The 12,273-nt window shown below is 61.3% G+C and carries 13 protein-coding genes; 2 read left to right on the forward strand and 11 right to left on the reverse strand.

Annotated features, from left to right (window positions below):
- The first annotated feature begins 7 nt into the window (after positions 1-7).
- Complete coding sequence (locus FFM81_RS16650; protein WP_003569993.1) at positions 8-697, forward strand: ribonuclease HII; 690 nt, start codon at positions 8-10, stop codon at positions 695-697.
- Between the two features lie 210 nt (positions 698-907).
- Here the strand turns inward: FFM81_RS16650 and FFM81_RS16655 are convergent, their stop codons facing one another.
- The 9 genes from FFM81_RS16655 to FFM81_RS16695 all read right to left on the reverse strand — a co-directional run bounded on the left by FFM81_RS16655 (position 908) and on the right by FFM81_RS16695 (position 9,887).
- On the reverse strand, positions 908-1,399 hold the full coding sequence (locus tag FFM81_RS16655; RefSeq protein ID WP_003569995.1) for a F0F1 ATP synthase subunit B: 492 nt from the start codon (positions 1,397-1,399) through the stop codon (positions 908-910).
- 3 nt (positions 1,400-1,402) lie between these two features.
- Positions 1,403-2,026, reverse strand: a complete 624-nt coding sequence (locus tag FFM81_RS16660; protein ID WP_003569997.1) for a F0F1 ATP synthase subunit B — start codon at positions 2,024-2,026, stop codon at positions 1,403-1,405.
- A 77-nt stretch (positions 2,027-2,103) separates the two neighbouring features.
- On the reverse strand, positions 2,104-2,331 hold the full coding sequence (locus FFM81_RS16665; protein ID WP_003545854.1) for a F0F1 ATP synthase subunit C: 228 nt from the start codon (positions 2,329-2,331) through the stop codon (positions 2,104-2,106).
- A 68-nt stretch (positions 2,332-2,399) separates the two neighbouring features.
- A complete protein-coding gene (locus tag FFM81_RS16670) occupies positions 2,400-3,152 on the reverse strand; it encodes a F0F1 ATP synthase subunit A (protein WP_003569999.1) in 753 nt (250 codons plus the stop codon).
- A gap of 63 nt (positions 3,153-3,215) precedes the next feature.
- A complete protein-coding gene (locus FFM81_RS16675) occupies positions 3,216-3,548 on the reverse strand; it encodes an AtpZ/AtpI family protein (protein ID WP_138385085.1) in 333 nt (110 codons plus the stop codon).
- Between the two features lie 271 nt (positions 3,549-3,819).
- Positions 3,820-5,031 (reverse strand): cell wall hydrolase, encoded by a 1,212-nt coding sequence (locus tag FFM81_RS16680; RefSeq protein WP_138385084.1) that lies wholly within the window; start codon positions 5,029-5,031, stop codon positions 3,820-3,822.
- A gap of 336 nt (positions 5,032-5,367) precedes the next feature.
- Positions 5,368-7,266: a potassium transporter Kup gene (locus FFM81_RS16685; protein WP_003570004.1), complete on the reverse strand. Its 1,899-nt coding sequence runs from the start codon at positions 7,264-7,266 to the stop codon at positions 5,368-5,370.
- An 18-nt stretch (positions 7,267-7,284) separates the two neighbouring features.
- On the reverse strand, positions 7,285-8,262 hold the full coding sequence (locus FFM81_RS16690; RefSeq protein WP_025415451.1) for a magnesium transporter CorA family protein: 978 nt from the start codon (positions 8,260-8,262) through the stop codon (positions 7,285-7,287).
- Positions 8,263-8,672: 410 nt separating this feature from the next.
- Positions 8,673-9,887: an Mrp/NBP35 family ATP-binding protein gene (locus FFM81_RS16695; RefSeq protein ID WP_003570009.1), complete on the reverse strand. Its 1,215-nt coding sequence runs from the start codon at positions 9,885-9,887 to the stop codon at positions 8,673-8,675.
- A 94-nt stretch (positions 9,888-9,981) separates the two neighbouring features.
- Here FFM81_RS16695 and FFM81_RS16700 point away from each other — a divergent pair, with 94 nt between their 5' ends.
- A complete protein-coding gene (locus tag FFM81_RS16700; RefSeq protein ID WP_165779380.1) occupies positions 9,982-10,491 on the forward strand; it encodes a hypothetical protein in 510 nt (169 codons plus the stop codon).
- Here the strand turns inward: FFM81_RS16700 and FFM81_RS16705 are convergent.
- Positions 10,484-11,218, reverse strand: coding sequence for a LuxR family transcriptional regulator (locus FFM81_RS16705; RefSeq protein WP_003570013.1), 735 nt, complete (start codon positions 11,216-11,218; stop codon positions 10,484-10,486). The two genes, FFM81_RS16700 and FFM81_RS16705, sit on opposite strands and share 8 nt — an antisense overlap.
- 200 nt (positions 11,219-11,418) lie before the next feature.
- Complete coding sequence (locus FFM81_RS16710; protein WP_025415448.1) at positions 11,419-12,216, reverse strand: IclR family transcriptional regulator; 798 nt, start codon at positions 12,214-12,216, stop codon at positions 11,419-11,421.
- Positions 12,217-12,273: the final 57 nt, after the last annotated feature.

Genomic DNA, 12,273 nt, shown 5'->3' on the forward strand with positions numbered 1-12,273 from the left:
CAGCCGCATGAAACCTCGCACGCCACCCGATTCTCCCGAGCTTTTCCAAGCGGTTCCCCTCGTGCCGGACTTCCGGCTGGAACTCAAAGCCCGCAAGGCCGGGCACTGGCCGGTCGCCGGCGCCGACGAGGCGGGCCGCGGGCCGCTGGCCGGGCCCGTCGTTGCTGCCGCCGTCATCCTCGATCCGAAGCGCATCCCGGACGGACTGAACGATTCCAAGCAGCTTTCGGCGCAACGGCGCGAGGAATTGTTCGTGCAGATCCTGGCGACCGCCACCGTCTCCATCGCCTCCTCCAGCTCGACGCGCATCGACGAGACTGACATTCGCAAGGCGAGCCTCGACGCCATGCGCCGCGCGATCTGCAGCCTCGCCATTCCAGCAAGCTACGTGCTGACAGACGGGCTCGACGTGCCGCCCGGCCTCGACTGCCCCGGACAGGCGGTGGTCAAGGGTGATGCCCGTTCGGTCTCGATCGCCGCCGCCTCGATCGTCGCCAAGGTGACGCGCGACCGGATGATGGCGCGGGCGCACAATGTGTTTCCCGATTACGGCTTTGCCGCCCATGTCGGCTACGGCACCGCGCAGCACCGCGCCGGCATCGAGAAGCTCGGCCCCTGCCCGCTGCACCGGATGAGTTTCCGGCCGCTGCGCAAGGGCGAGAACGGGCCTGAGATGGACGAGCTGATTTCGGAATAGTCGGCCCAAAGAAAAGCGCCTTGGGTCTTTTGACCGCCGATCTGCCGCCCATCGGGTTTGTTCCTTCTCTCCGCTTGCGGGGCGAAGGTGCCGGCAGGCGGATGAGGGGCAGATCGGCGGATGAAGGCGCCGCACGCGCAAAGCACAAGCCCTATCCACAAAGAAAAGGCCGGGACATGCCCGGCCTTTGCTTATTCCATTTGATACCGCTCAGTTGAGCCGTGTCTTGACCTGGCCAACAGCATTGCCGAAGAGTTCGGACTGAACCTTGGCGTCGGCCTGCTTGGCGAGAACCGTTTCTGCAGCGGCGATCGCCAGATCGACCGCGGCGGAACGGACCGCCTTCATCGCCTCGGCCTCGGCCTGCTTGATCTTCTGCTCGGAAAGCGCCGTGCGGTTGGTGACGAATTCTTCCGTCTTCTTCTTCGCCTCGGCGGTCAGCATTTCGGCTTCACGCTCGGCAGCGGCAACGATGTGGGCCGCTTCAGCTTCCGCTTCCTTGCGCTTGCGCTGGTATTCGGCGAGCAGATGCTGGGCCTCCTCGCGCAGGCGCTTGGCTTCAGCCAATTCGTTGCGGATCTGGTCGGCGCGGTCGTCGAGCGACCGTGCCATCATGCCCGGAACCTTCAGGTAGACGACCAGCGCCAGGAACAGGACGAGGCCGACAAAGGCGAAGAAAGTCGCATCAAAGTGAAATTCCATCGATCAAGCCTCCTTCTTGGCGGCCGCGACGGCGGCGGCGACATCGGCCTTGGCGGCTGTGCCGCCGATCAGCTGATCGACCACGGCAGCCGCTGTTTCCTCGGCAATGGTGCCGACGTCGGCGAAGGCCTTCGCCTTGATGTCGGCGATACGGACCTCAGCAGCCTTGATCTTTTCCGACAGGCTCGCCTCGACAGCGCGGCGATCCTCTTCGGCCTTGAGCTTGGCGGCATCGCGTGCAGCAGCGCCGATCGCATTCGACTTGGCGCGGGCAGCAGCCAGTTCACCTTCATAGGTCTGGACGGCGGCGTCAGCTTCCGCCTTTAGGCGGCCGGCTTCTTCCAGATCCTGGGAGAGGCGCGTGTGGCGCTGATCGAGGATAGCCCCGATGCGCGGCGCGATGACCTTTTGCATGAGCAAATAGAAGACGCCGAACGTGATCACCAGCCACAGCAGCTGGGATGCGTAAGTCGTCGAATCGAAAGGCGGGAACGGGCCGCGGGCGTGTTCGCCTTCGGCAACACCGGTCTCGGTATGGACCTCGCCTGCGGCCGGAGCGGCATGCGCATCCGTACCCGTCGCTGCCGCCGGTGCTTCTTCAGCGTAAGCCGGGGTCACAAAAAACATTCTCACCTCCAGGTGGACTGCAAATGCAAAGGATCACGGCTTGCGGTGGCAGGCCGTGATCCATCTATTCGCCGATATCAGACGGCGAAGAGGAGGAGGAGAGCGACGAGCAGCGAGAAGATGCCCAGAGCTTCCGTAACGGCGAAGCCGAATACCAGACGGCCGAACTGGCTGTCAGCGGCAGACGGATTGCGCAGTGCGCCGGAGAGGTAGCTGCCGAAAATATTGCCGAGGCCGAGAGCCGTACCGGCCATACCAAAGCAAGCCAGGCCTGCACCGATGTACTTTGCTGCTTCCGCTTCCATGTTGAACTCCTTTGAAATGGTTGTTGCGGCGAATGACTGACGCCCTGGAGACGTCGTTGTCGTTATCCTTAGTGCCCGCCCGGATGGATTGCGTCGTTGAGGTACATGCAAGTCAGCACCGCAAAGACGTAAGCCTGAAGGAAGGCGACGAGGAACTCGAGACCGGTCAGGGCGACGGTCATGATGAGGGGAAGAACTGCGCCGCCGACACCGACTGCACCGAGGGCTCCAAGCGAGGCGACGAAGCCTGCGAACACCTTCAGCGTGATGTGACCGGCGAGCATGTTGGCGAAAAGACGAACGGAGAGCGAAATCGGACGGGACAGGAAGGAAATGATTTCGATCGAGACGACCAGCGGCAGCAATATGCCGGGCACACCCGAGGGCACGAAAACATTCAGGAAGTGGAACCCGTGCTTATAGAAGCCGTAGACGAGAACCGTGCCGATGACGAGGATCGCCAGCGCGAAGGTGACGATGATCTGGCTGGTGATCGTGAAGAAATACGGGAACATGCCGAGCAGGTTCGCCGTCAGAACGAACATGAAGAGCGAGAAGACCAGCGGGAAGAACTTCATTCCCTGCTTGCCGGCGCCTTCCTTCAGCATGTTGGCGATGAATTCATAAGACATTTCCGCGATCGACTGCGAACGGCCCGGTACGATGGCGCGGTTCGAGGTCGCGAAATAGAGGAAGCCTACAGCCACGGCAGCGGAAGCTGCCATGAAGAGCGATGCGTTGGTGAACGAAAAATCAATTCCGCCGATTTCGATCGGCACAATCTTGAAGATCTGGAACTGATGAGTCGGATCGTTGGACACCGCTTGTTCTCTCTCTTTGGCCCGCAGGACGCGGGGTCATTGCACTGGACCGGGAACCGGTCCTTATTTCTTGTCGTCATCCAGAGGATGGGCCACCACCCCCGCAGAACGCAGCACGTTCAGAACGCCGGCACAGAATCCGAGAAGCAGAAGAACAATCATCCCCCAGGGCGCCGTGCCAACAAAACGGTCGAGAACATAGCCAAGAACGGCACCGACGATGATCGCGGCAATGAACTCGCTGGAAAGCTTCATCGCCTGGGCATAACCTTTGCGGCTTACCTCGGCTTGGGCCTCGCTTGCATGTTCCACTCCCGCCTCAGCGCGCTTGGACGCGAGTTTCGCTTCCAGTTGCGCGCGGCGCTTCTCAAGACTTTCCTCGCGGTCATCCGCCATGGATCTCTCCTCGCCTGCCCGTCGCCCGCACTCCCGCTACCCCGGTCATTCGGACCCCGGACGCGAAGGTTGAGACCCTTCCGGCCCGTTCTGAAGTCGCGCGCAACATAGTTTTAGGGATTGGTATAGTCAAGGCGTAGACAGCTTCTGTCCAGCCAGAAAATAATTTTGTCGAATCAAAGAGATAAGGCGATTTTGGGTCGATCTCTTAAATTCGATGGAAAGAATCCGCTTTTAAGCCACGGAAATCGCCTTGCCCGAGCGATGTATCTCAGCTCCAGCCGCCGCCGTAGGTGCGATAGAAGACGTGAAGACCGATGCGGCCGACCTTTTCCATTGTCTTTGCCCATTTCGGCCGGACATAGACGGCATGGTAATGCGTCGCCGAGCCCACCTGCGGCAGCCAGATCTTGCCTGATGTCACCGCCATCGCCACATCGCGGGCCATCCGCCAGTGATATTGCGAGTTCACCCTGTCCTTGATGCTGTCACAAGCGAAGGAAAACTGGCAGCGGTTGCGCCAATCCTCGTTCTGGTAGACGACGCCGCAAATGGTTTTCGGATAGGACGGGTTGCGGACGCGGTTCAAGATGACCTGGGCGACGGCCGCCTGGCCCTTCACCGATTCTCCGCGCGCCTCGAAATAGATGCCCGAGGCCAAGCATTGCTGCTCGCGGGCGGAAAAGACGCTCGGCGACAATATGCTGGCGGCCCAGGCATGGTCGCGCGGACCGATCTCCGGAACGAAGCGTCCGCTGTCCTGATCGGTCAGGATCGAATCAAAGGGCGACTGTCGGGAATAGTCGGGTGCCGCCGGCCCATAGGCTGTGGCCAGCACATCGGCCTTGTCGCTTGTGACGAGGCTCGCGAGCATTGCCGGCACGCCACTATCGATCACCACCGGCTGCTTCTTATAGAAAGAAGTGGCGATCTCGATTTCCTTGCCCTGGATCTTCGGCTTGACGAAAGCCGACCGCTCCTTGAGATCGAAGTTCGGGGTGAAGAGCAGCTTCGTGCGTTCGAGGATCGAGCCGGCCGAAAAATCCTTCGGCGGCTGCATCTTCTCGACGGCGACGACGCGGCCTTTCTTGGTGCCGCGGTTGACGCGATCCTCGTCCGGCGTGTCCTCGTGGCCCTTGTCCTTGGCGTTAAAGGCAACCTTGCGACCATCGGGAAGCACCATGCCGGCGCCTGAGGAGATCGAACCCGTCACCGCCGGATCGGCGAAGGCAAGTTCAGCCTGATGGATGGAGCCGGCCGGCGAATTGGTCAGCACCATGCGCCAGTTCTCCCCCTCCCGGTCGAGACCGGCCAGCATGGCGGCGAGATCGGCATGAGATGCGACACTCGGGAAGATCAGCCAGCCGGCGAGCCCGAAGATTGCGGGCGACACCCAATTCTCGGGAAGAAGACGCAGCTTGCTACGGGAAGAGCTCTTTCGACGCAACACAAACTCCGGGCATGGGACGCGGGAACATTCCATAATAAATCCCGCATTAACCTTGACGCCCGGTTAACGAGGCGTGCCGGAATGTGACCATGCCAGTTTTGCAATGTTCTAATGTGGCTGATATTTTCGCCACACGGAGCGGCTATGCCCCCCCTGCCCCTATACCTATTGATGTGGCATCGGAGGGCGAGTTCAGCAGGAACGCATCCTCAATCTCCGTCGTCCTCGGCCTTGAGCCGAGGACCCATGCCACAGCTGCTGGTGGGTGGGGTGTGGATGCTCGGCCCAAGGCCGAGCATGACGGAGATTGAGATGGCGGAAGGGCCATCAAAGCGCGGCCACCCCCGTCAGCAATCGCGTCCGCACACATCAAATAATGACGTGCGAGCCCAGTTCCACCACGCGGTTGGCCGGCAGGCGGAAGTAGTCCGAGGGGTTGGCGGCGGCGTTGGCAAGCGCGATGTAGAGCCGGTCCTGCCAGTAGGGCATGCCCGACTTGGCATCCGGCACCAGCTTGCGGCGGCCGAGATAGAAGGAGGTCGACATGATGTCGAACTTCAGGCCGGTTTTGCGCAGCGTCGCCAGCGCCTGCGAGACATTTTGGGATTCCATGAAGCCGAACAGCAGCTCGACGCGGGAGAAGCGCTCGGAAATCTGCTCGACCTTGTAGCGGTCCTGGCTCGGGACACGCGGCTTGTTGACGGTGCGGATCGTCAGGATGACGTTGCGGTCGTGCAGCACATGATTGTGCTTGAGATTATGCAGCAAGGCGGCGGGGGCCGATTCCGGATCGCTGGTCAGGAAGATCGCGGTGCCCGGAACCTGGGCCGGCGAATGTTCGCTCTTGCGCTCGATCGAGCTGACGAAGGAGGGAAGCGGAATATCGGTGTGGCGGGTCTTTTCCATCAGGATCGCAGTGCCGCGGCGCCAGGTCCACATGACGACGGTAAAGGCGGTGGCGATCAGGATCGGGATGTAGCCGCCGTCGTGGATCTTCAAAAGGTTGGCACCGAGGAAGATCAGTTCGAGCACGACCAGCGGCGCGAGCGCGATCACCGCAACCGGAAGCGACCAGTTCCACCGGGCGCGAACGAATTCGAAGGCCATGATCGAGGTGACGACCATGGCACCGGTGACCGAGATGCCATAGGCGGTCGCCAGCGCGTCCGAGGTCTTGAAACTCAGGACCAGGAAGATGACGCCGATGAACAGCACGGCATTGACCGAGGGAACGAAGATCTGCCCGGTATTGGTTTCCGAGGTGAAGAGGATTTCCATGCGCGGCAGGAAGCCGAGGTTGATGCCCTGGCGCACCATCGAGAAAGCGCCGGTGATGACCGCCTGGCTGGCGATGATCGTCGCGGCAGTCGCCAGGATGACGACCGGCAGCAGCGCCCATTTCGGATACATTAGATAGAAGGGATCGGACATCGTCGAGGGATTGCCGAGAACGAGAGCGCCCTGCCCGAGATAGTTCAGCGTCAGCGCCGGAAAGACCAGCAGGAACCAGGCCCACTGGATCGGACGCCGGCCGAAATGGCCGAGATCGGCATAGAGCGCCTCGGCGCCCGTCACCGTCAGGAAGACGGCGCCGAGCACGACGACGCCGTAAAAGCCCTCATGCAGCAGGAAGCTGACGGCATAATAGGGATTGAAGGCGGCAAGGATGCCGAAATCATCCGAAATATGGGAAATGCCGGCGGCAGCCATGACGAGGAACCAGACGGCGGTGATCGGGCCGAAGAATTTCGCGACCGCGCCGGTGCCGCGCGATTGCACGACGAAGAGCAGCGCCAGGATCACCACCGAGATCGGCACGATATATTCAGAGAGGGTCGGGGTGACGAGCTTCAGGCCCTCGACGGCCGAGAGCACCGACAGCGCCGGCGTGATCATCGCATCGCCGAGGAAGAGGGCAGCGCCCATCAGGCCGAGCAGCATCAGTATGGCGGTATGGCCGTTGGCGGTCTTCATCAGAAGAGCAAGCAGCGACAGCGTGCCGCCCTCGCCCTCATTGTCGGCGCGCAGCAAAAACAGCACATATTTGATGGTGACGATGATGGTCAGCGCCCAGATCATCAGCGAGATCAGGCTAATGACCTCGAAACGGGTGAGGCCGTCATGGGCAACAGGTTTCAGCGCCTCGCGAAAGGCGTAGAGCGGGCTGGTGCCAATATCGCCGTAGACGACGCCGACGGAACCGAGCGTGAGATAGAACAGCTTCTTCGGCGTCATCTGGGATTCGTTCGGATGGCTCTCTGCGGACATGAAGTTGCAACAGGCTCCTCAGAGCCAGCCTTTCCAGCGGAAAAAGAAAAACGGGACGACGGCGGATATCACCATCAGGGCCAGCGAATAGGGATAACCTGCGGCCCAGGCCAACTCCGGCATGACCTGAAAATTCATACCATAGATGGAGGCGACCAATGTCGGCGGCAGGAACACCACGGAGGCAATCGAAAAGATCTTGATGATCGAATTCTGCTCGATGTTGATCAGACCGAGCGAAGCGTCAAGCAGGAAGGTGATGTTGCCAGCAACGAAGGCGGCATGCTCCGACAGCGATTGGATATCACGCGAGACAGTGCGGCAGAGGTCCTTCGTCTCGCGGTCCTGCTGGACCGCCGGGATCGTGTGCAAGAAGGTCAGCAGGCGGGACAGCGACCCGAGGCTGTCGCGCACCTTGCTGATCATCCGGTGATAGCCGGCGATATCGCGCAGCTTCTCCTCGAGATAGTTCGAAGGCTTGCGCGTCTTCTTCGCCCGGTCGCCGAAGACGTGCATCGACAAGATGTCGAGGCGCGAGATGGAGACCTCGAGGATCTCGGCGGTGCGGTCGACGATCGTTTCCAACAGCTTGGCGAGAAGGGCAGCGCCGCTGCGCCAGTTTTCCGGCAGACGGTGAAGGGCGGCGATGAACAGCGCAAAGGATTTGGGATGGGCGTATCGGATGGTGACCAGCCGGTTTCCGGCCAGGATGAAAGCGACATCGGTCAGCGTCGGCGCGTCGGTCTCCGCCTTCCAGAGCAGCGAGGCAGTCATGAAAACGGCGTCGTTTTCGACATAGAGACGGGCGGAGGGCTCGATATCCTTGAGGTCGTCCCGGGTCGGAACCTCGATGCCGAGAACCCTCTCAACATAGAGTTCCTCGTCGCGGCTCGGCTCGATCATGTCGATCCATACGACATCCTCGGGGAAGGATCCGGCATGCGACAGATCGCGGATCTCGACCGACCTGCAATTGGAACAGTAAGCGGTGATCACCGGCAGCCTTTCCATGCGGCGGCCAGCGCGGCAAAGCGAGGGTCGCTCGTCCCGGGTCCCAACGGAAGCGGATCAAAAAAGTTCATACAACTCCGGCTGCATCCAACCTCGAAGGCCGGCATGCACATTGTGCTCCACCGCATCGCAGCGACCAATCCTTCGATCGACAAGACTACTCCGAACTTGCAGGCGGGCCGAGATCTTCCAAACGAGGACGGCCGTCATTGAGCATCTGCAGCAAATGCCATCATGGCGCCGCGGCATATGCAGCAAAGCCGTGAAATAATCAAGACATCTTCCGTGAAGCGCGGCTTTTCACCACGCTTCCCCCACAATTTGGGGTACTGGCGGACATGATTCGGCCACCAAGAGTGTCGCTCGGAATGCCGAACCGTTGCCGATGACAGATCTTATTCGAAGACGATCGCCGGGGCAGGACGCTGCGGCTGGCCACCGACCTGCTCCCAGACCTTGGCAGCAATGCCGCGATAGATGCCGGCGACGATACCGTTCGGCTCGGAGGCGACGAGCGGCGTGCCGGCGTCGGAGGTTTCACGGATATTCATCGTCAGCGGCACTTCGCCGAGAAAGGGCACACCGATGCGCTCGGCCTCCTTGCGGGCGCCGCCATGGCCGAAGATGTCGTAGCGGGTGCCGGTATCCGGCGCGATGAAATAGCTCATATTCTCGACGATGCCGAGCACCGGCACCTCGACCTTGCGGAACATGTTGAGGCCCTTGCGGGCATCGATCAGAGCCAGATCCTGCGGCGTCGAAACAATGACGGCGCCAGCCAGCGGCACCTGCTGGGCCATGGTCAGCTGCGCGTCGCCGGTGCCGGGCGGCATGTCGACGACCAGCACATCGAGCTCACCCCAGGCGACTTCCCGCAGCATCTGCAACAGCGCCGACTGAACCATCGGCCCGCGCCAGATCATCGCCGTCTCCTCGTCGACGAGGAAGCCCATCGACATGACCTTAAGGCCGTAATTCTCCATCGGATTGATGATCCGGCCATCGATCTGGGTTGGGCGGCCGGATATCTTCAGCAGCCGCGGCATCGAGGGACCATAGATGTCGGCGTCGAGGATGCCGACGCGCAAACCGTTGGCGAGCAGGCCGAGCGCCAGGTTGACCGCGGTGGTCGACTTGCCGACCCCACCCTTGCCCGAGGCGACGGCGATAATGGCGCCGATGCCGGGGACGCCGATCTTGCCGGCGCGCGACGGCTGTTGCTGCGGCGCGTGCGCTGGGCCCCCGTGGTTGTGTCCCCTGTGATCATGACCGGCGTGATCATGACCGGCGTGATCGTGGCCGGCATGGCCATGGGGCGGGTTCGGCGCTGGACGGGAGGCGGGAGCGGCGGCGGCCGCCTTTTTGTCCGCCGTTAGTGTAACAAGGGCACCCTTGACGCCCGGCATTTCCTTGATGACGCGCTCGGCGGCGAGCCGCAGCGGCTCCAGCTCCCTGGCGCGTTCAGCCGGAACGGTGATGGAGAAATAGACCTTGCCGTCGGAGATGAAGACGTCGGACACCATGCCGAGCGCAACGATATCGTGCTCGAGATCCGGTCCACGCACGGTCTTCAATGTTTCGAGAACCTGTTCCTTGGTAACGTCGGTCATTCCACCCTCACTGCTTCTTCTCGCACGACTGCGCCGCACGTCTCTCAAGACGCGCAAAGGACGCTGTAGCACCTAAAATCTTGCAGTAGAGATAGTGGAGCCGGACGCCTTCGCCAAACAAAATCATCGGCGGGAAAATCGATTTGCCGGCTTGCAAAAAGCGCCGCAGAGAACTGGCGATCCGTTGCGGCCATCAAGTCCGCTGGGCTTTCGCCCTGATGGCCGCAACGGTCTCCCCGAGAACCGGCGCAATCCGGGGCGAACTAGCGCAAGCCGACAAAAAGGCCAGCGAAAAATGACGGGAAAAGGGCGAATCGCAAACAGCTGCGAAACGAGCGGTGCCAAAACGCAACAACCGCCACCGACGCCGGCGCCTGGCAAAAGCGGCATCGGCGTCGGTCAGCGGTATGCCGGCCGCGCCATTTCCCTGGCGCTGGTCCAAGTCCCCTCTGGGCCTCTGGCAAAAGAGAAGCAGAAAGCGTGCCAGACGGAGAATCGCCGCAAATGGCACAAGCGCGGCATGAGGACAGCCACCAGCGGCCAGCATATGCCCACGCACTGGGCGCCCGGCGAAAGCCCGCCCAGCCTTTTGCATCTTATTTGATCAGGCCGATCCGCAGCGCCTTGGCGACCGCCTGGGTGCGGTTGACCGTATCGAGCTTCTTGGTGGCACGGTTGAGGTAATGATTGACCGTGTGCTCGGAGAGGGTGAGGATTTCGGCGATTTCCGCACTGGTCTTGCCGGCTGCCGTCCAGTTGAGGCAATCAATTTCCCGATCGGTCAGCGTCTCGGTGATGCGCGTATCGAGGTTGCGGATCTCGGCAAGCCTGTCATAGACGTGGATGGCGATGTAGCAGAGTTCACGCATCTCGGCCGGGCTGAAGGACTCCCGGTCGCCGGCGAAAGAGATGGCGCCGCGCAGGCCGGATGGCTCATGCGTCGGAAAATAGGCGCCGCGCATCATCCTGAAACGTTCGAACAGCGCGGCGACGAGGACCGACTTGCCGTCGTCACGCGACCAGTTCTCGCGCGTCATGTCGTAAAGGAAGGGCCGCGCCGATGTTCTCAAGCGCCTCAGAACCGGGCTGTTCACCAGCAAACTCTCCTGGTCGTAGAGCGCCAGAAGCTCGGCCGGCCAGCTGGTGATGACGGTGCTGCCCTGGATATCCAGCGATGTGACCGGCGGCAGATTGAGAACCATGAAGGCCCGGCTGCGATAGGCTTCCGTCACGCGTTTCAGGAACCGGAAAATGTCGAACTGGGTCTTCAGGCCGGCTATTTCATTGATGTAGTCGTCGTCTTCCGGGGATGTTTGCGACAAGGGTGCCATCACATTTCTTCATCTTCGGCACTGCGGCCGGCTCGATTGCAACGGGGAATGACGATCGCTGACTGGATCACATGGAAACGGCCTCGGCGTGCAGCGTCGGCCGGTGGGTGGTTATCGATTTCGCGGACTATCTGCAGTTGTCGTGATTCGCAGGCAAATCTCAATATCGCCCTCATCATAAGCATGCTCTCTGATCGCATTTAGCGGCGCGGGCCGAGCCGAATGCGCATGTCTTCCATGATCCTCCCAGCCGCCAGCTGAACTGGAACGGCCCATTGGCTGAGAAGTTCCATCGACAGACGGTAGGCCGGGCCGGTAATCGAGATGCCACCAATAAAAGTCCGATCCTGCGACCAGAGGGGGGCGGCGACACAGCGGATGCCGGCCTCATGCTCCTCGCGGTCGAAAGCATAGCCCTGGTTGGCGATCTCGCGGATTTCGGCAAGCAGCGATTCAGCCGAGAGATGGGTCGAGGCGGTGAATCGGATAAAGCTTAGGCCAGCGAGAAGATCGGCGAGGAGATCGGCCGGAAGCAGCGAAAGGGCGGCCTTGCCGACGCCGGTGCAGTAACAGGGCGAGGCATTGCCTATCTGCGAATACATGCGCACCGGCTGGCGGCCGTCGACCTTGTCGAGATAGATGATCGACTGCCCCCTCAAAACACCGAGATGCACGGTTTCGCCGGTTGCCTGCTGCAGATCGGCAAGGTGCGGCTCGGCAATCAGGCGGAATTCGTTGCGCGCCCAGCTGCGCGCGGCAAACTCGAGCAGGCGCAGGCCCGGCGCATAACGGCCGTCGCCTTCAAACTCAAGCAGCCCTTCCTCGACCAGATGGCTGAGCTGGCGATGCAAGGTGCCTCGCGGTTGGCCGGCAAGCGCCAGGATGTCGGTGAAACGCAGCGGCGCGTCGGCATGGGTGACGAGATCGAGCAGAACCATCAGTTTGCCGAGCGTGCCGGTCTCGCGGGTCTGCGCCATGCTATCGCTATTTAATGTCATCGTCTCATCCGCCCTTGACAGGAAGGCCAGCATAATTTGATAATTCCATATAGTCAA

Origin of the sequence: Rhizobium hidalgonense (genome assembly GCF_005862185.2) — a bacterium.
Taxonomy (GTDB): Bacteria; Pseudomonadota; Alphaproteobacteria; order Rhizobiales; family Rhizobiaceae; genus Rhizobium; species Rhizobium hidalgonense.